General features: G+C 70.2%; 11 protein-coding genes. 8 read left to right on the top strand and 3 right to left on the bottom strand.

Annotated elements, in window-relative coordinates:
* Positions 1–1,434 (top strand): NADP-dependent phosphogluconate dehydrogenase, encoded by a 1,434-nt coding sequence (gndA, locus tag DB31_RS05225; RefSeq protein WP_044183116.1) that lies wholly within the window; start codon positions 1–3, stop codon positions 1,432–1,434.
* A gap of 20 nt (positions 1,435–1,454) precedes the next feature.
* Here gndA and DB31_RS05220 read toward each other — a convergent pair whose 3' ends face one another.
* Positions 1,455–3,068 (bottom strand): acetate--CoA ligase, encoded by a 1,614-nt coding sequence (locus tag DB31_RS05220; protein ID WP_044183114.1) that lies wholly within the window; start codon positions 3,066–3,068, stop codon positions 1,455–1,457.
* Positions 3,069–3,531: 463 nt separating this feature from the next.
* Here DB31_RS05220 and DB31_RS05215 point away from each other — a divergent pair, with 463 nt between their 5' ends.
* The 5 genes from DB31_RS05215 to DB31_RS05195 all read left to right on the top strand — a co-directional run bounded on the left by DB31_RS05215 (position 3,532) and on the right by DB31_RS05195 (position 12,963).
* Complete coding sequence (locus tag DB31_RS05215; RefSeq protein WP_044183111.1) at positions 3,532–4,527, top strand: polysaccharide lyase family 20 protein; 996 nt, start codon at positions 3,532–3,534, stop codon at positions 4,525–4,527.
* Positions 4,528–4,572: 45 nt separating this feature from the next.
* Positions 4,573–5,097, top strand: a complete 525-nt coding sequence (locus tag DB31_RS05210) for a metal-dependent hydrolase (protein ID WP_044183108.1) — start codon at positions 4,573–4,575, stop codon at positions 5,095–5,097.
* A 170-nt stretch (positions 5,098–5,267) separates the two neighbouring features.
* The gene (locus DB31_RS05205) at positions 5,268–7,202 is read left to right on the top strand and encodes a DUF4139 domain-containing protein (RefSeq protein WP_044183105.1); all 1,935 of its coding nucleotides are present in this window, start codon (positions 5,268–5,270) and stop codon (positions 7,200–7,202) included.
* A gap of 12 nt (positions 7,203–7,214) precedes the next feature.
* A complete protein-coding gene (locus tag DB31_RS05200; protein WP_044183102.1) occupies positions 7,215–8,789 on the top strand; it encodes a mucoidy inhibitor MuiA family protein in 1,575 nt (524 codons plus the stop codon).
* A gap of 199 nt (positions 8,790–8,988) precedes the next feature.
* Positions 8,989–12,963, top strand: coding sequence for a serine/threonine-protein kinase (locus DB31_RS05195; protein WP_420806666.1), 3,975 nt, complete (start codon positions 8,989–8,991; stop codon positions 12,961–12,963).
* A 27-nt stretch (positions 12,964–12,990) separates the two neighbouring features.
* On the opposite strand, the gene DB31_RS05190 is transcribed toward DB31_RS05195, so the two are convergent.
* Both DB31_RS05190 and DB31_RS05185 read right to left on the bottom strand, forming a co-directional pair.
* Positions 12,991–14,784, bottom strand: a complete 1,794-nt coding sequence (locus tag DB31_RS05190) for an OPT/YSL family transporter (RefSeq protein ID WP_044183097.1) — start codon at positions 14,782–14,784, stop codon at positions 12,991–12,993.
* Positions 14,781–17,057 (bottom strand): serine histidine kinase EspA, encoded by a 2,277-nt coding sequence (locus tag DB31_RS05185; RefSeq protein WP_044183094.1) that lies wholly within the window; start codon positions 17,055–17,057, stop codon positions 14,781–14,783. Before DB31_RS05185 ends, DB31_RS05190 begins: the two co-directional genes overlap by 4 nt.
* Before the next feature lie 229 nt (positions 17,058–17,286).
* Between DB31_RS05185 and DB31_RS05180 the strand changes: the two genes are divergently transcribed.
* Positions 17,287–18,690: a serine/threonine-protein kinase gene (locus tag DB31_RS05180; protein WP_044183088.1), complete on the top strand. Its 1,404-nt coding sequence runs from the start codon at positions 17,287–17,289 to the stop codon at positions 18,688–18,690.
* A gap of 247 nt (positions 18,691–18,937) precedes the next feature.
* Complete coding sequence (locus DB31_RS05175) at positions 18,938–19,939, top strand: hypothetical protein (RefSeq protein ID WP_083968052.1); 1,002 nt, start codon at positions 18,938–18,940, stop codon at positions 19,937–19,939.
* Position 19,940 lies beyond the last annotated feature (1 nt).

Genomic DNA, 19,940 nt, shown 5'->3' with positions numbered 1-19,940 from the left:
ATGAGTTCAGCAGCGAATTCCCAGGGCGCATTCCAGTTCGGCGTGGCCGGCATGGGAGTGATGGGGGCGAGCATCGCACTCAACGTGGCGGACCGCGGCTTCAAGGTGGCGGCATGGGACCGGCACCCGGAGAAGATCGACGCGATCCACGCGAAGCACGGGCACCCGGAGATGAAGGGCACGGGCTCGCTGGCAGAGTTCGTGCAAATGCTGGAACGTCCGCGCCGCATCCTCTTGATGGTGACGGCGGGCGCGCCGGTGGACTCGATGATGGAGCAGCTGGCGCCGCTGCTGTCGCCGGGGGATGTGCTGATTGACGGCGGCAACTCGTGGTTCCTCGACACGCAGCGCCGCGAGAAGGCGTTCCGGGAGAAGGGCCTGCACTTCATTGGCATGGGCGTGTCCGGCGGTGAGGAGGGCGCGCGGCACGGGCCCTCGCTGATGCCGGGGGGCCCGGCCGAGGCATACGCGCTCATCCGCCCGGTGGTGGAGGCGATCGCGGCCCGGGCCGAGTCGGGGCTGTGTGTGACGCACGTGGGCCCGGATGGCGCGGGGCACTTCGTGAAGATGGTGCACAACGGCATCGAGTACGCGGACATGCAGCTCCTGGCGGAGACGTACGACGTGCTGCGCCGGGGGCTGGGGCTGTCGGCGGACGCGCTGGCGGACACCTTCGCGAAGTGGAACGAGGGCATCGCCGAGTCCTTCCTGCTGGAGACCACCATCAAGGTGCTGCGGAAGAAGGACTCGGAGACGGGCAAGCCGCTGGTGGATCTGGTGCTGGACAAGGCGGGCCAGAAGGGCACGGGCAAGTGGACGGTGCAGGTGTCGCTGGACCTGGGGATTCCGGTGCCGTCCATCGCGGCGGCGCTGGATGCGCGCAACCTGTCGGCGATGAAGGAGGAGCGCGTGGCGGCCAGTGCCAAGCTCCCGGCACCGCCGCTGTCGCTCACGGACGAGGAGAAGGCGAACCTCGTGTCCTGGGCGCATGACGCGCTGTACGCGGCGCGGGTGGTGACGTACGCGCAGGGGATGCGGCTCATCCAGGCGGCGTCGAAGGAGTACCGCTGGAATGTGTCGCTGGCGGAGATGGCGCGCATCTGGCGGGGTGGCTGCATCATCCGCGCGAAGCTGCTGAGCCCGCTGCGCGAGGCCTTCACGCAGCAGCCGGAGCTGCCGAACCTGGTGGTGTCGGACGCGTTTGCGCCGGTGCTGACGAAGATGGCTCCGGCATGGCGGCGCCTGGTGGGAACGGCGGTGCGGCTGGGCATCCCAGTGCCGGTGTTCACGTCGAGCCTGGCGTACCTGGACAGCTACCGGAGCCCGGAGCTGCCGCAGAACCTCACGCAGGCGCAGCGTGACGCCTTCGGCGCGCACACCTACCAGCGCCGCGACAAGCCCGAAGCGGGCTTCGTCCACTCCGACTGGAGCTGAGAGACCGTCGCGGTCCTCATTCACGAGGACATCAGCGTGCCTCGCAGCTCCGCACGGCGGATCTTCCCGCTCACCGTCTTCGGCAGCTCGGTGACGAACTCGATCTCCCGCGGGTACTTATAAGGAGCCGTGGTCTTCTTCACGTGCTCCTGCAGCTCCATGGCCAGCTCTGGCGAGCCCCGGTGTCCCGGCGCCAGCACCACGTACGCCTTGATGCGCTGGCCAATGCGCTCGTCCGGCACCCCAATCACCGCTGACTCCGCCACCGCCACGTGCTCCAGCAGAGCGGACTCCACCTCGAATGGCCCCACCCGGTAGCCCGACGTCTTGATGACGTCGTCCGCACGCCCCACGAACCAGAAGTAGCCGTCCGCGTCCTTCACCGCCCGGTCCCCCGTCACGTACCAGTCCCCTCGGCGGCAAGCCTGGTTCGCGGACTCGTCATTCAGGTAGCCGTGGAACAGGCCCACTGGACGCTCGGGCGCCACTCGAACCGCGATGTCTCCCTCCTGCCCCACCGGCACTGGCTGCCCCTGCTCGTTGATGACGTCCACCGTGAAGCCCGGTGATGGCTTGCCCATGGAGCCCGCCCTCGGCTCGAGCGACGGGAACATGCCCACCACCATCACCGTCTCCGTCTGCCCGTAGCCCTCGCGGATGTACAGCCCCGTGGCCTGCTTCCACGTATCGATGACTTCGGGGTTCAACGGCTCGCCCGCGCTCACCACGTGCCGGATGGCCTTCAGGTCGAACTTCGACAGGTCCTGCAGCACCAGCGCTCGCCACGCCGTCGGCGGCGCGCAGAACGTCGTCACCTTCTGCCGCTCCAGCACCTGCAGCACCTTCGCCGCGTCGAAGCGCCCTCGGAAGTCGTAGACGACGTTGCACGCTCCCTGGCTCCACGGCCCGAAGAGCTTGCCCCAGGCACACTTCGCCCAGCCCGTGTCCGACAACGTCAGGTGCCGGTCCTCCGGCGTCAGGTCCAGCCAGTACCGCCCCGTGATTTGGTGCCCCAGGCCGTAGCTTGCCTGCGTGTGCAGCACCATCTTCGGCATGCCCGTGGTGCCGGACGTGAAGTAGATGAGCATGGGCTCATCCGCCCGCGTGTGCTCGAACGTCAGCCCGTGCACGCCTGTCCCCGCTCCCGGCTCGTAGCGCACCCACGGCGAGGGCGCCTTCCCCAGGCAGATCCAGTTCTCCACCCGCCCCGTGCCCACCAGGCCCTCGAAGCGGTCCAGGCAGCTCGCGTCCGTGATGACCGCCGCCGCATCCGACGCGAAGATCCGATACCGGATGTCCTTCGTCGTCAGCATGGGCGTCCCCGGCATGAAGACGATGCCCGCCCGGATGCACCCGAGCACCAGGAACCACCACTCCGGCACCCTCGGCATGAGGATGAAGGCCCGGTCCCCTCGCTGCATCCCCAAGCTCAGGAGGAACTGCGCCGCGTGCACCGAGTGCTGCTTCAGCTCCGCGAACGTGAAGCGCCGCTCGTTCCCGGCCTCGTCGCTCCACAGGAGCGCCAGGGCCCCCGGCCGCTCGGCCGCGTGTTTGTCGATGACATCCTGGGCGAAGTTGAAGTGCTCGGGCCGCTCCCATTGAAAGGAACGGCGGACGGCCTCGTAGTCGCTCATGTTGCGCGGGGACGCAGGGCTCACGGCCACCCCTCCAGCTCAGATCCATCGCGAGCATGGCATGGGCTCTTAGGCATGGCAGAGCTTTTCGGAGCCCCTCCAGCCCTCGGCCCAGCCCTTCGCCGCCTGCTGGATACCGTCCGAGGAACCAGGCTCAACCCGGCCGTGCACTGCGTCTTTCTTCGCGCCTGCCTGCGGAGCGAGCAGCAGGACTCACAGGCGCCGCTGGGGCTTGTCAGCCGCTGCTTACGCACTGCGGCGCTGTGGTGCACGCCCTTGAAATCATGACGCATTCGCGCTCCCTCGGTGGGCAGCGAGGGACAGGAGCGCAGGCCTGCACGTCACGAGCCGAGGCGGCCCCACCGGGGCCTGCTCCCCTGAGGCTTGGCGAGCTCAGCCCTGGGGATGGGTTTTCCCGCGTCATTTGTCCGAAACGGCTCAAGGAACGACAAAAGGAGCTTGAGTGAAGCGTTTCCTGAAACTTGCCCCTGTCCTGTTGCTGCCGGCCATCGCCTCTGCCTCTACGTTGTGGAAGGGCGACTTCGAGACAGGTGACCTGTCGCAATGGACTCGTGCCCAGAGCGTGGCGGATGACCGGCTCCAAATCGTCTCGGATGTCACGCGCGAGGGCTCCAAGGCCCTGAAGGTGACCGTGCGCCAAGGGGACAACCCCATCGCCGCGAGCGGCAACCGGAACGAGGTGCTGTACCTCACCGAGGAGGCTCAGGGCTCCGAGTACTACTACAAGTGGAGCACCCTGTTCCCCGCGAACTACCCCATCGCCAACACGTGGCAGCTCTTCGCCCAGTGGCACCAGGAGGGCTGCTGCGGCTCTCCGCCGCTGGAGTTCTACGTCGTGGGAGAGGAGATGTTCCTGCGCGCCGGCGGCAGCGAGGGGAAGATCATCTGGAGCGGCCCGCTCGTGCGCGGCCAGTGGAATGACTTCGTCCTGCACGTGAAGTGGTCGTCCAACCCCAGCACGGGCTTCGTGGAGCTGTACAAGGATGGCAAGCTCGCGGCCCCGAAGACGTATGCGGCCACCCAGTTCAGCGGCGACCGCAACTACCTGAAGCTCGGCCTGTACCGCGACAACTCCATCTCTCAGGTGGGCGTCGTCTACCACGACGGCTTCGCCATGGGCACGACGCTGGAGGACGTGATGCCGCCGGCTCCCGTTGCCGAGACCACGCCGGCTCCGCCCCCCGTCGGCCTGCCCACGACGCCCGTGCAGCAGACGCCGCCCTCCGTCAACTCTCCGACTCCCTCCCAGCAACCAGGCAGCCCTGTTTCGCTGCCGCGTGACCCCAATGGGTCCGCGGGTGACTTGCAGGCCGGCCAGGGCTGTGGGGCCTCCGCCAGCGGTGGCATGCCGGTGATGGCTGCGGCCGTGGCGCTCGCGCTGGTGCTGCTCATGCGCCGCAAGCCCGCGCTGGCCAAGGCCCGCGCCCCCAAGCGCTAAGGGCTCCGGCGGGGAGCAGCCCTTTCCGGGATATGCTCCCCGCCCATGAATCCCATCGTCCACGCGGAGCTGTCCTGGCTGGCCGCCCAAGGTCTGCCGGATAGACGTGACCGGGTGCTCGTCACCCTCGCGGGACTCGCGCCGGACCTGGATGGCCTCACGCTCCTGGCGGGAGAGGACCTCTACGGGAAGTACCACCACGTCCTCACCCATGGGTACGTGGCAGCGCTCGGGACGATGGCCCTCTGTACCGCCTTCGCCCGGAAGCGAGGAGGGGTGGCGCTGCTCTCCCTCGCCGCTTTCCACCTGCACCTGCTGTGTGACCTGGCCGGCAGCGGCCCCGGCTGGCCCATCCACTACTTCTGGCCTCACTCCCTGCAGGAGTGGTTCTGGAAGGGACAGTGGAACCTGGCCTCCTGGCAGAACACCCTCATTGGCCTGCTGGCCACCCTGGCGTGTCTGGCGTGCGCCCTTCGCTGGCGCCGCACCGTCGTGGAGCTCCTCTCGCTCCGCTGGGACACGGAAGTGACGCGCACGCTCCGGCGCCGCTTCCTCGGCGAGCCCTCGTAATCACCGCGAGATGGGAGCCCCCGTGTCGCGACGGTCTCTCCCTCAGAGAAGGGACCTTGGGGACGAGGCCCCCACCCGAGGACCGCCCAGGAGGAAACGGGGGCTCCCGATGGAAAGAGCGCGCGCAACCGTTTTGTGACCTCTTCGAGTGAAGCTGTCACGATGGCCCCATGCTCCTGCTTGGACTCTTGGGCTTCGGGGCGCTGGCCACCGCCGTCGATGCGCCCATTACCTCTGTCACCGTCTACAGCGACCAGGCGCGGGTGGTCCGCACCGCCCAGCTCACCCTCTCGGGCTCCCAGCGCGTGGAGCTGCCCCTCCTCCACGGCGCGGTAGATGCCTCCTCCGTCCGCGTGGAAGCCGAGGGCGCCGAAGTCTCCCGCGTGGACCTGAAGCCCGTCAGCCCCGAGATGCTGCTCGCCACCGAGGCCCGCAAGGTGCTCGACGCGCTGGACCGGCTGGATGACCAGCTCACCCGCACCCGCTCCGAGCGGGAGGCGTGCAACACCCAGCTCTCCGCTCTCCGGGGCCTGAACCCTCAGCCCCTCCCCGAGGGAGACCGAGACAAGGCCCCGCCCCCCCGCTTGGACCCCTCCGGCTGGAACGCGGCCAGCACCTTTTGGATCGATACCCTCGACAAGCTCCAGGCGCGGCTGCGCGAGCTGGACGCGCGGATTCGAGACCTCGAGAGAACGCGCGAGCGCCAGCTCCAGGAGGCCTCCCGGCTGGGCGGTGCGCCTCGCAGCCCTGGGCTCGAGGTGGCGCCCACGCTCTCGGGCAGTGGCCCGGTGAAGCTCACCCTCACCTATGTCACCGGCAACGCGCGCTGGTTCCCCCGCTACGAGCTGCAGCTCGCCCCTGAGACGAACCGGGTGCAGGTGTCCTTCTTCGGATTCGTGAGCCAGGAGTCCGGCGAGGACTGGCAGGACGCGGTGCTCACGCTCAGCACCGCCATCCCCGCCACCGCCACCGCCCTGCCCAAGCTCGCCACCTGGAAGATTGGCCAGCAAGAGCGCTTCATCCCCACACCCGCTCCGCTCGTCCGGCCGTCCCGCCCGCCGCCTCCGCTTCCTCCGCCCCTCCCCGCCGAGGCGAAGGAGAGTGATCAGCTCCGCCAGCGGCTGCTCGCCCGGGTTCAGGCCACGCCGGCTGGGCAGACGGAGTACGTCGTGAACGGGCTCGACGTGGACTCCCCTGCCACGGGCATCAACGCGGACGCGTCAGTGCTCGCTGGGAATCAGGCTCCAGGCAGCACCTACGAGGCCAAGCCCCCGCCTGCGCCACCCCCACCTCCTTCCTTGGCGGCCGGGTCCATGCCTCCCGAGGAGTATCTCGAAGAGGTGGTTGTCACCGGGAGCCACTCGTTCGGAGGCCTGACCAGCAGCTCCCGGCCCTCCGTTCCCACGACGACCCTGGGCGTGGGGCTCGCGCCTCCCGCGGCCTGGCGTCGGCCCGCCGTGGATCCGCGCCTGCCGGCCTCGCTCGCCGGAGGCTATGACCTGGCCTTTCCCTCCGCGCGCCGGGAGACCATCCCCAGCGGTGGAGGCGGACGGCTCGTCCCGCTCTTCACCGAGTCCTGGCCCGTGAAGACCGAGCGCAAGCTGTTCCCCGCGCTCGCCCGGGATGCCTTCCTCGTGGCGGAGCTGCAGAGCCCCTCGAAGCAGGTGCTGCCCGGGGGCGAGGCCAGCCTCTTCGTCGGCTCGGACCCCGCGGGCACGGCCTCGCTGAAGCTTGTGGCGCCCGGCGAGCGCTTCACCCTGCCGCTGGGCGTGGACCGCGCGGTGCGGCCCGTGCGCAACGTGACGCTCGTCGAGTCAGAGAAGGGCTTCATCAGCAAGGACGAGGAGACCCTGTACCGCGTCACCCTCGAAGTGGCCAACCCCTACGCCTTCCCCCTTCCGGTGCGCATCCACGACCAGTGGCCGCTCACGAAGGACAAGGACGTGGAGATCAAGCTCGTGCGCACCGAGCCCTACGCCAAGCAGGACAAGGTGAAGGGCGCGCTGGAGTGGGAGCTCACCGTGCCCGCCTCGGGCAAGACGGTGGTGTCCTTCGAATACACCCTGCGCCGCCCGAAGGGCTGGCGCCTGTCCCAGTCTCAATAAGGAGGAGCGACCATGCACACCCTGTCCCTGACGTTGTGGGTGCTCGCCGCCACTCCCTCGGTGAGCTCCGTCGTCGTCTACCCCGACCGCGCCCAGGTGACGCGCGCGCAGACGGTGACGTGCACGGGCCGCGATACCCTGGCGCGCTTCGAGGAGCTGCCCCCTGCCGCGGATCCCTCCAGCTTCCGGGCGCGCGCCGACCGGGGCACCGTGGAGGGCCTGCTCGCCTCCGAGCACACGCGGCAGACGCGCTACGGCGCCGAGCGAGAGAAGCAGGAGAAGCAGCGCGTGGAGCTGGAGCGCGAGCTGGCCGCCCTGGAGCATGCCCGCGCGCGCGCCCTGGCCCTGGACTCGCTGGGCTCGGGCCTCATGAACGTGGCGCTCGGGCGCATCCGCCGCGAGTTCACCGAGGCCAAGCCGGACACCCGCGCGTGGGGCACCGCGCTGGACACGGCGCTCGGCTCCCGGCTGCGCGCCAGCGCCGAGCGGGAGGCCCAAGCCTCCAAGCTGCGCACCACCTCGCGCGCCCTGGCCGAGCTCTCCACCCAGGAGCAGCGGACGCTGGCGGCCTCGGCGCGCATCGACCGGAGCGTGGAGGTGCGGCTGGACTGCCCCTCGGGCACCCAGGCCCGCGTGGAGCTCACCTACCTGGTGGGCGGCGCCTCCTGGCAGCCGGCCTACGAGGCCCGCGCCGACGAGCAGGGCCAGCGGGTGGAGCTGTCCACCTACGCCACGGTGAAGCAGGCCTCCGGCGAGGACTGGAAGGAGGCGCAGCTGGTGCTCTCCACCGCCGTGCCGGATGAGAACGCCACGCCTCCGGAGCTGCGGCCCCTGTTCGTCTCCTCCCGGGAGCGCAAGGTGGAGCGCAAGGTGCTCGTGAGCCGCGAGGAGCGCCAGGAGCACGCGCAGTCGGGAGCCAGCACCCCTCCCTCCGGCGGAGAGTCCCTGCATGCCAAGGCCCAGGGGCTCTCCGTGCAGCTCACCGTACCGGAGCGGGCGAATGTGCCGGGAGACGGCTCGGAGGTGCGGCTGAGGGTGGCGCGCACCCCGCTCCAGGCCTCCTTCGCCTGGCGCACCATTCCCAAGCTGTACCCGGTGGTGTTCCGCGTGGCGCGGCTCACCAACACGGCGCCCTTCCCGCTGCTGGCGGGCCCGGTGGACGTGTTCCGGCAGACGGGCTTCCTCGGCCGCCAGCCGCTGGAGCGCGTGGCGCAAGGCGCCCCCTTCGAGCTGACGTTCGGCATCGAGGAGGGCCTGCGCGTGGAGCGGCAGGTGGTAGAGGAGGTGGCCCGGGACACGGGCCTCTTCGGCGGCAAGCGGCGCTTCCGCTACGCCTACCGCTTCGAGGTGGCCAACTACCGCAAGACGCCCGAGCAGCTCGAGGTGTCCGAGCACATCCCCGTGTCCGAGCTGGAGGACGTGAAGGTGGAGCTGGACGCGAAGAAGACGACGGCGGGCTACGCGCTGGACGCAGCGGACGGCATCGCCACCTGGAAGCTCCCGCTGGCTCCGGCGGAGAAGCGCACGGTGGAGCTCGTCTTCCACGTGGACGTACCCTCCAGCTACGACTCGGGCGGGCTCGAGTGACACCCCACTGTTTCAGGGACTGGCTGAAAGCGCGGTCAGCAGCGGGCTTCACGCGCAGTCCAGGCTCGTCCGCTTGCGGTGACACATTGTCCCACCGACCTACCGGGTACCCGCCATGGAAGGCGTTGGACCAGACACGTAGAGTTTGAGCGTGCCTCGCTGTCAGACATGCGGCAGGCGCTGGGAGGGAACTCACCCCGTGTGTCCACAGGGGGGCCCTGGCCTGAACGCCCCAGCGCCTCTGCCCGAGAGCCTCGCGGCCCCGGAGCTCTCTCTGGTGGGCTACCGCGTCGATCGCCTCATCGCGCGCGGCGGCTTCGCCACAGTGCTGGGCGGACACCGGCTCTCGGACAACACCCCCGTGGCCCTCAAGGTCCCTCCGACTGGCCATTCCCTGGCCGCCGCCCTGCTCACCCGCGAGGCCGAGGCGCTGCGGCTCATCGGCCCTCCGCTGACGCCCGCGCTGTATGAGCTGAGCCCGCTCGAGGCCGGTGGCCGCTGCATGGTGATGGAGTATGTGGCGCAGCCCACCCTGGCCCAGCGCCTGGCCGAGCCCTCCGGCCCCCTGCCGCCGCAGGAGTTCTCCTCGCACGCGCTCGCCATGGCGGAGGCGCTGGACTCGCTCCACACGCGGGGCTTCATCCACTGCGACCTCAAGCCGGAGAACCTCTTCCTGGACGCGGACCCCGCGCGCGTGCGGCTCATCGACTTCGGGCTGGCGCGCTCCCCGGCCCTGCCCCCCTTCCCCGGAGACGCCTCCACGGCCAGTGCGCACGCCTACGCGGGGACCGCGGAGTACATGGCCCCCGAGCAATGCGCGGGCTCCGCCCTGCTGGATGCGCGCACGGACGTCTACGCATTCGGGGTGCTCCTGTACGAGATGCTCACCGGGCGCCCCCCCTTCTTCGGCCTCCACACGCAGGTGCTTCAATCGCACCTCTCGCTGAGGCCCCAGCGCCCCTCGGAGCTGGCCCCCGTCTCACCGGCCGTGGAGGCCGTGGTGCTCCAGTGCCTCTCCAAGGAGCGCTTCCGGCGCTTCGACAGTGGGGCCGCTGTGCGCGGGGCGCTGCGCGAGGCGCTCTCCCAGCCCGTCTACTCTGCCCCGCCCGTCCGGGAAGCTCCCGCGCGTCCCGCTTCCCCCGAGGAGCCCGCTCGCCCCGCCCAGGCCCGCCGCTCGGTGGCGGTGCTGCTCTGCTCCTCCACCGGCAACCCCGTCTCCATCCAGAAGGTGCTGAGCGGGCTCGGCGGGCAGGTGGCCTGGCGCGACGGCCCCCGGTTCGCCGGCGTGTTCGATCTCAACGCCGGGGAGAATCCGGTGCAGCGGGCCATGCGCGCGGCGCAGGAGCTGGAGGAGCGCGGGCTGGTGACGACGGCGCTCGTGGACGTGGCCACCGTCACCGTGCAGCAGCGCCCGGGCTCGCCGCCGCGCTACCTGGGCAGCATCTTCACGCGCAAGGAGCGCTACCCCGCCGCCACGGACACCATCCCCCTGATGCTCACCTCCGCGGCGGCGGACGCCGTGCCCGACGTGAGCTTCGCGTCTGTCCCCGACCGCGAGGGCCTGCTGCGCCCCGTGCCCGCCGAAGTGGCGCCGCGCACGGAGGCCACCGTGCTCAAGCTCGGCAGCGAGGTGCTGATCGGCCGGGACGAGGAGCTGAAGTCCTTCTGGGCGAGCGTGCGCCGGGCGTTGGAGGAGCGCGCTCCCACGCTGGCCACGGTGCTGGGCGAGCGGGGCCACGGCAAGAGCCACTTCAGCGCGGAGCTGGCCCACCGGGTGCGCGAGTCCCTGCCCCGGGCCCGCGTCTACACGCTGCGCGCGCGCGAGCCCGTGCAGGGAGACCCCTCGGGCACCCTGCGCACGCTGCTGCGCCTGGCGCTCCACGCCTTCGAGAAGGATGACACCGGCTCGGTGGAGGAGGGCCGCAATGCCTTCTTCTCGCGGCTGGGGCCCGAGCTGGCCGCGGAGCTGTGGCCCGGCGTGTCCGCCACACTGGGGTGGTCCGCCCCGGACAGCCCCGAGCTGCAGAGCCGGGCCGCAGCACCGGGTGCGTTGCGCTCGCTGGCCATGCGCGCCACCGGAGAGCTGCTGGCGGCCATCGCCCGCGAGCGCCCGCTGTGCCTGCTGCTCGATGACGCGCACTTCGCGGATGAGATTTCGCTGGATGCGCTGGAGTACGCGTGTCTGGCGGAGACCCGGGTGCCTCTGTGGATCGGCGTGCTGGCGCGCCCGGAGTTCGAGCGCAGCCGTCCCGCCTGGGGCACGCGCGCCGCCCATCGACTCCGCCTCACCCTGGAGCCGCTGGCGCCCGAGCATGCGCAGGCACTGTGCCGCACGCTGCTGCGCCCGGTGGACAACGTGCCCGCTCAAGCGGTGGAGCGCATCGTCGAGCGCGCCCGCCGCGTGCCCCTCTTCTTGGTGGAGCTCGTGCGAGCCCTCAAGCGGCAGGGCCTGGTGCGCCAGCGCGGCGATGGGGGCAGTTGGTACCTCGTCACCGACGAGCTGAACACCCTCCCGGAGCTGCGGCTGGTGGAGTGGCTGGCGGACCGTGAGCTGGGGGCCCTCCCTCCGGCGCTGGCGGCGCACGCTCGGCTGTGCGCACTGCTGGGCTCGGACTTCACCGCCACCTCGGCCGAGGGCGTGGTGCGGGAGCTGGAGCGCGAGGGGCTCGCGGCGGACTTCCCGTTGGACCCGGGCCACGCCACGCGCCGGCTGTTGGACCAGGGGCTGCTGGTGGAGCACCGCCACGAGGAGATCAGCTTCCGCAACGAGCTGGTACGCGAGGCGGTGGCCCACACGCTGCCCGAGGCCGAGCGCATCCACATCCACCGCGCGGCCTTCCGCTTCTTCGAGAGCCGCAGCGCCGCCCACGAGCGGCAGCTCATCCCCCGGCTGGCCTTCCACGCGGCGGTGGCGGGCATGCGGGAGGAGGCGCTCGCGCTCTACTTGGATCTGGCCGAGTCCGCCCGCGGCCGTCACGCCTACCTGGACGCGGAGACACTCTACACACGCGCGCTGGCGCTGTTGGATTCGGCGGACGAGCTGCGCGGGCTGACGCTCTACCGGGGGCGGGGGATGATGCGCTACCGCATTGGCCGGTACGAGGACTCGCTGGCGGACTTCACGAAGGCGCGAGAGATGGCCCGGCGGGTGGCCGACGTGCGCGCCGAGGTGGAGGTGCTGCTGGACGAGGCGATGGCGCGGGACTGGATGAACGACTACGAGCGCTCGGCGGCCTGCGTGGATGCGGCGCATGCACGGGTGGGCAAGGTGGCCTCCACCTATGTCCGGGCACGGCTGCTGCTGGGCGTGGGCATGACGTGGTTCCGCAAGGGCCGCTGGGCGGAGGCCTGTCCTCCGCTGGAGGCGGCCGCGGACAGCGCGAACCTGCTGGGAGACGCGGGCTACGAGACGCGGGTGGTGGCGCAGTTGCTGCTGGCCGTCATCCTCCCCAACCTGGGCCGCATCACGGAGACAGCGGAGGTGCTGGAGGACGTCATCGCCTCGTGCACGAAGCGCGGTGACCGGTTCCACTTGGGCAGCGCCATCAACAACCGGCGCAACCTCTGGGTGTCGCGCAAGGACCTGGCCAACGCGGTGAAGGATCAGCTGCGGTTCATGCACCTGGGCCGCGAGCTGGGCATGGTGGGCTGGGAGTACTTCGCCGAGCACAACCTGGGAGAGCTGTACTACCAGGCGGGGGACGCGGGGGCGGCGGCGCCACACATTGCACGGGCCATCGACCTGGAGCGCCAGCACCCCGAGGTGGCATCTCGGCCCTGGGGGCTGCTGCTGGACGCGCGGGTGCTGGCCTGGGAGGGCAAGTACGCACAGGCGATGGAGCGGCTGGCGCAGGTGCGCGGGGTGCTGTCCCGGCAGCGGCAGGCCTCTGCGCTCAGCGCCTCCGAGGAGGTGCTCTTCTCCATGGTGGAGCTCACCACGCAGGACGCCAGCCAGGAGGCGTGGCAGCAGCTCCGGCTGCGCTCGGCGGAGGTGTCCATGGAGCAGGAGCCGCTGGAGGTGCTGGAGATGATGGGGCTGGCGGCGCTGCGGCGAGGAGAGCGCGAGGAGGCAGTGCGCGTCCTGAAGGAGGCGCTGGAGCGGGCCGCCACCATCCCCAACCTCATGGAAGGGCGGCTGCGACGAGCGCTGGAGCGGGCCTCGAGCCCGGCGTAGCTCACGGAGTTTCGGGGGCCATCGATGCTAGTGCCCCAGAACCCCGAACCACGTGAGCGCCGCGATGGCCAGCCCCATCAGGGACTCACCGGTGATGGTGCCCGCTCCCACCGCAGGGAGGTACTGCTCGGTCCACTGAGGCCGGACGCGGCGCGCCACCGCGGCCAGCAGCCCGCCCAGGGCGATCGTCACCGCGACGAACGCGGGCAGAATGAAGCCAATGCCCATGGCCACCGGTGACGGCAGGAAGCGCTCCAGCCTCCCGCGCGCGGCCAGCGCCAGCACGACGCCCAGTCCGAAGCCAATCCCCGCTGCCAGGAGCGCATACGGCGGCAGCCCCGAGCCCCCCCGCGTAAAGAGCTCCGCCACCACGCGGATCGGCTGCGCCGAGGGTGCGGCCAGTGCCTTGCTCGCGAGCCCATGGGTCTGCACCAGCAGCAGATACGCAGGCACAGCCACCACGGACCCCACGAGCACACCCAGCAACTGTGCGAGGAGCTGGCGCTGGGGCGCGGCACCCAGCAGGTGTCCAGCCTTGAGAGACCAGAGGCCCACGCCCGTGTGCGCCACCGCTCCCGCCACCACGCCGCCCGCGGCGACATTGACCGCGCTCGGCCCTGGGAAGAAGGTGCCCGAGGCAATCTGCGCGGCCTGGCCCATGGAACCCACCGGAGCCACATCCACCTGCCCCGCCCCGCGCGCGCACACCGCGCACAGTGGCACCACGAGCGCCAGCATCACCAGCGCCTGGAGCAGGGACAGCCCAAACACTCCCACGCCCAGGGCGAGCACCACGCCACACGCCCCCAGCGCCGCCACCAGGAGCCAGCGGAGGGAGCGCACATCCCCGCTCCCCAGCGCGCGCAGATCCTTCACCACCCTGAAGAGCGAGCGCGCCTGCGACGCGAGCGAGACGAGCGCCCCGCCCACCATCAACCCGACGCCAGGCCAGACGAGCCAAATGGAGAGCGCCTCATAGCCGCCACTCTCCGCGACCACCCCCGAGCTCACGAGCGGGGGCGCCAGCACACCAAAGGCCAGCACGGCGCCCAGCAGCATGCTCAGCCCCATGGGCAGCCCCGCCAGAATCCCAACCCCCAGCGCCAGCGGCATCCAGCCGAAGCCCCAGGTGAAGGTGGCCGCGGGCAACCCCGCCAGCCGCCCCGGAAACGCCGTCACGTCGGGCACCCATTTGAGCGCATCCCTCGCCCAGGTCAGCGCCATGGAGCACAGCCCCGCGCCCATCAGCGCCTTGGCCCGCCCCGGCTGCCGCATGGCCCCTTCCCTGTGCATGGCGGTAATCACTTCGGCGGTGGCTGCGCCCGTGGGGAATGGCAGCGCCTCGTCCACCAGCAGCCGCCTGCGCAGCAGGTGCGAGGCCATCACCCCGAGCAGCCCCAGCGACGCGCCCCAGGCCACCAGGCTCCACGCGGGCACGGTCACTCCCATCAGCGCCAGCGCCGGCACCGTGCCCAACAGCCCTGCCGCGGCGGGCACCGCACCCGTGGCGCTCGAGGTCGACTGCGAGAGGTTCGTCTCCAGCGGCCCCGGCGCCCCACCCCACCGCCGCCCCAACGCCGCCAGGCCGCTGAAGCCCAGCACCGCCGACATGATGGAGCCGCTCTCCCAGAGCCCCGTCTTCAACCCCATGTAGAGGTTGGAGACAGTCAGCACGGCTCCGATGAGGCACCCGGTGGCCAGCGCACGCGGAGTGAACTCCCGGCCTGTGCCCAGTGTCTCCTGTGCCGGAGGGGGCACGAGCGTCTGCTCGGAAGCGCCTCCAAGAGCCACCGGCTCCAGGGACCTCGAGGGGACCGTCATCGCTGGGCCCCGGCGGCGCGCCGGCTGACGAGCACCCTCAGCTCCTCCAGGTTCAAGGGCTTGCCAATCTTGGGGTTCGGCACGCCCTGAAGGAAGGTGACGGCGCGGGGAGTGAACGCACCGCCCGTCATGAAGACCACCCGTGTGGCCACCTCGGGCGCTTCCTTGTCCAGCTCCGCGTACAGGTCCATGCCCGTCATCCCCGGCATCATCAAGTCACACAGGATGATGTCGAACCCACGGTCCCGCGTCAGCAGCTGCAGCGCATCGCGGGCGCTGTTGGCGGTGGACACGTCGTGGTCGGAGCCCAGGGCGCGCCGCAGCGCGGATGTCACGTTCGGCTCGTCATCCACCACGAGCACCCGTGCGCGCGGCGCGGCCGACACCGCGCCGAGGGTCCGCAAGTCGACGCGCGTGGGGATGTCCTCCTCCACCTCCATGGCGCGCAGCACGACGCGGAAGGTGCTGCCCTTGCCCGGCGTGCTCTCCACGGAGATGGTGCCGCCCATCGACTCGATGATGCCGTGGCAGATGGAGAGCCCCAGGCCCGTGCCCTCGCCCACCGGCTTCGTCGTGAAGAACGGATCAAACACGCGCGAGAGCACCTCGGACGTCATGCCCGCGCCCGTGTCCCGCACCTCCACCACCACCTGCCCGGGCTCCTTCGTGCGGATGCGCACGGCAATCTCATGGCGCTCCGGCGGCTCGCCCTCGGGGATGGCCTGCGCCGCGTTCAACAGCAGGTTGAGGAACACCTGGCACAGCCGGGACTCGTTGGCCTCCACGGGCGGCGCCGACTCGAAGTCCAGCATCAGCCGCGCGCGGTGGCGCAGCATGTTGTCCGCCATCTTGCACGCCAGCTCCACCGCGCGCCGCACGTCCACCGCGCCCAGCCGTGCATCCGCCTCGCCGCGCGCGAACGTCTTCAGGTCCTTCACGATGGCGGCAATCCGCTCGGCGCCCTCGGTCGTCTCCTGGGCCAGCTGTTGCAGCGGCTCGATGGTGCCTGGCGGCGACAGCGCCTCCAGCCGCTCCAGCCCCGAGCGGATGAGGTGCAGGTTGACGAGCATGTAGGCCAGCGGGTTGTTGATTTCATGCGCCACGCCCGCGCCCAGCGTGCCCACGGACGCGAGCCGGTCCGCCATCACCAGGCGCGCCTGCAGGTGCTTGCGCTCCGTAATGTCCCGGTGGACCAGGATGCAGGCGATGGCGAGCCCCTCCGAGTCCCGCAGCGGTACCGCCACGGACTCGCAGGTGCAGCTGGTGCCGTCGCGGCGCTGGAACTCCACCTCGCCCGTCCAGCGGCCCATCTGCTCCAGCGTGGAGAAAATCTTCGCCGTGAGCGCGTCCGTCTCCCCCGGGTGCAGCACCGAGAAGAGCGTCAGTCCCAGCGTCTCCGACTTGACGCGGCCGAACATCCGCTCCGCGCTCGGGTTCAAGTCCACAATCCGGCCGGACAAGTCGGTGATGACCACCCCGTCATAGAAGCTCTCGAAGATGAGCGCGTGGCGGCGCAGCTCCTGCTCGGCCTGCTTGCGCGCCGTAATATCCATCACCGTGCCCGTGATGCGCGCGGGAGCGCCAGCCAGGTCCGTCAGCACGTCTCCTTTGCAGGAGATCCACCGGAAGCCGCTGCCCGCGGGCTCGATGCGGTACTCCAGCTCCACGTGCGTCTTCTGCTCCAGCGCCGAGGCCAGCGCCGCCTTCACGCGCTCCAGGTCCTCCGGGTGCACCACCTCGCGCAGCTCCATGGGGCGGCCGGAGAGCTTGCCCACGTGCAGGCCCAGCATGCGGTCCACGTGCTCGGACCACGTCACCACGCCGGAGGAGGCGTTCCAGTCCCAGATGCCCACACGCGCGGCGGACAGCGCCTGGCGAAGCTGCTCCTCGCGGGGCTCGAGCTGCCCACGGATGGAGAAGCGGAACACGGTGCCGGTGCCAATCTGCAGCCGGTCCCCCTCGCGCAGCTCCGCCGAGGAGACGGACACCCCGTTGAGGTACGTGCCGTTGGTGGACTTCAGGTCCGTGACGAAGCACGCGCCCTCGGACGTACGGACCACGCGCGCGTGCCGCCGGGACACCCCATGGTCATCAATGCGGATGCTGGCCTCGGAGCCGCGGCCCACCACGTGCTCGCCCGGCGCCAGCGGGAAGGCCTTGCCAATCAAGCCTGGCAGCGCCGTGCTGATCAGAATCAGGCACGCTCCAGGAGAGGACGAGGAGGCCATGAGCGGCATCCCCGCATGGGTGGTCACATCATCCAGCATCGTCATGGGCAGTTACCCCCCCGGGGAGACTCTCCCCGGGGAATCCCAGCAGCCTCGCCGCCGGGCGTCCAACCTAGCGCGTCTGTTGCACCTGGAAGCATTCACCAACAGACAGGGCCTCCGCCAGAGGGGCTTTCGGATGACGGATCCTGGACTTCCGGATCCCCTGGGAGAGCCGCTCTCCGCCCCGGCCAAATTCTCGCATGCAACGACACAGGTAGTTAGCGTGTCGCCCATGGGGGACTCCGAGGACACTTACCGAATCCAGGGCGGAAAGGCGCAGGTCCCCTGGGACACCGCCTCCCCTCCACCCAAGGCCGAGGGCCCACAGTACGCGCTCGCGGGCGAGTACATCTTCAAGCGGCTCATCGCGTCAGGCGGCCACGGCAGCGTCTACGAGGCCGAGCACCGCATCCTCGGGCGGCGTGCGGCGGTGAAGGTGCTGCACGCCCATCTGGCGGATCAGGGAGAGATGTTGCAGCGCTTCGTGCGCGAGGCACGCATCGTCAACCAGATCCACCACCCGAATGTGGTGGATGTGTACGACTTCGGGATGATGCCGGATGGCAGCCCCTACTTCGTGATGGAGCTGTTGGAGGGGCGCACGCTCAGCCAGCTCATCCACGAGCGAGGGAGGATGTCGGCCGAGCGGGCGCTCGCCTACCTGGAGCCTGTCTGCGCGGCGCTGGAGGCGGCGCACAAGGCGGGCATCGTCCACCGGGACTTGAAGGCCAGCAACGTGATGGTGGTGGAGGATGGGGAGCATCCGAGAGTCAAGCTGTTGGACTTCGGCATCGCCAAGGTGATGCAGCCGCAGGGAGGCCAGCAGGGGCTGACGGTAGCCGGCCAGCGGCTGGGCACCGCCTTTGCCATGGCGCCCGAGCAGCTGCGCGGCAGCGACATCTCCCCCGCCACGGACATCTACGCGCTGGGCGTGCTGCTGTTCCAGTTGGTGACGGCGCAGTACCCATTCCAGTCCAAGGACCGGATGGAGCTGGAGCGGCTGCACCTGGAGGCGCCGCCGCCGCGCGCGAGCGCCATTTCCCCCGTGCCTCCCGCGGTGGACGCGGTGGTGCTGCGCTGCCTGGAGAAGGAAGCGCAGCAGCGCTTCCCGAACACCGAGGCCTTCCTCACCGCGCTGCGCGAGGCGGTGTCCGCACCGGGCACGCCGGTGGCCGCCGGCCAGCTGCGGCAGGCGCTGGCGGTGCACGCGGAGGTGGAGCTGGCCGACACGGGGCACGATGACGAGGCGGTGCACGCCGCGCTCGCCGAGGTGCTCGACATCCTCGAGCAGCAGCTGCGCGCCACCGGCTTCATGCTGGCGCTGCAGGCGGGCACCGCGCTGCTGGGCATCCGCCTGCTAGAGGACACCGGCCCGCTCCCGCCCGAGCAGGCGCTGCGGCTGCACGAGGCGCTGCGCCACCTGCGCCGCGAGACGGAGCTGCTCGCCTCCGAGGTCGGCGCGCACGTGCACCTCTGCGTCCACGTTGGCCCGGTGGAAGTGCGCGGCGAGGACACGGTGCTCGAGGTGCTCGGAGGCCCCGTGACGGACTTGGCGGCGTGGGTGGAGCGGGTGCCGGAAGGGCTCCACCTCACTCCGAAGGCCGTACAGCTGCTGGGCCCGCCTGTCTCAACTTGAAACACTCTGTGAGTGTATTTGTCTCATGGCCACTCAGAGTTCCTCGCCCAATCACTCGCATTGAGACACCCTACCCCGCAGGTGTTCCCTCCGAAGTGAAACACGAGCGGCTCTTTTGATTGAGATTGAAGTGCGTGCGTGTGCCCTTAGCGCTACTGCTTGTGTCAGCGGTATTATTCGAAGCCGCTAAAGCAGCGGGGCTCACGCGGCTGTGATTCCACAGCCGCTCTTCCGCGGGGGTGGTGCCATGAATCAGACGTCCTTCTCCGTTCGTCGTGGCTTGGCGGTACAGCAGCACAGCAATCCTGTCGTGGCGTCGTTCTTCGCTGTGGTGCTCTGTCTGGGAAGCGCCACCGGATGCGGTGTGGAGGAGGGCGAGAGCTTCGAGCAGCAGGAGTCGCTGGCCACGCAGGAGTCGGCGATGGCCACCGCGGAGGAGATGGCACTGATGGGCCTGTCCACCAACGGCCTGTCCACCAACGGCCTGTCCACCAACGGCCTGTCCACCAACGGCCTGTCCACCAACGGCCTGTCCACCAACGGCTTGATGACGGGCACGTTCAAGGACTGGTTCGAGATGGACCGGACGCTGCGCGCCACGGTGATGAAGTACATCGTCATGTGCGCGGTGCCCCAGGGCCAGAGCCGCACCTATACGAGCCTGGTGACGGGGCAGACGTACACGTGGTACGGCCTGCTCGGGCTGACGCCGGGCTGGGCCTCGGGCCTGCAGCCCACGGTGGCCGAGCAGCAGATCATCACCGCGTGCCTGGCGGCCCACACCAACAAGTTCGGCCTCAACGTCAACGTGTCCGTGCTGGGGCGCGGCGCGACGAACGCGGAGATTCCGTACACCAGCTCGGAGCTGGCCCTCTTCTCGGAGACCGAGGCCTGCTTCTTCGGCAACACCTTCACCAGCGAGGGCATCTTCGCCGCCATCGACCGGCCGTTCCTGAAGACGTCCGAGAGCACCTCGCGCGCCTGTGGGCTCACCTGGTCGGGGCAGAGCGCGGACTGCGCGCCCATGGCGCATGTGGGCTCGTGCCAGGAGTACTGCACGCTGGACGCGACGAAGACGTACTACGTGTCCTGCACGTACAACGGGGTGACGTACAAGCCGCTGACCACGCGCGTCCGCCCCGTGGACATCTACCGCTGCGGTGATGGCACGTGCCAGTTCACCGAGAAGTGCGGCAACGGCAGCCAGTACGACAGCTGCGCGGCGGACTGCGGCGCGTGCGCTCCGTGAG

This window comes from Hyalangium minutum, from assembly GCF_000737315.1.
GTDB classification, from domain to species: domain Bacteria; phylum Myxococcota; class Myxococcia; order Myxococcales; family Myxococcaceae; genus Hyalangium; species Hyalangium minutum.
The sequence above is the reverse complement of the archived record's forward strand: the minus strand, read 5'-3'. Positions and strand labels throughout refer to the sequence as shown.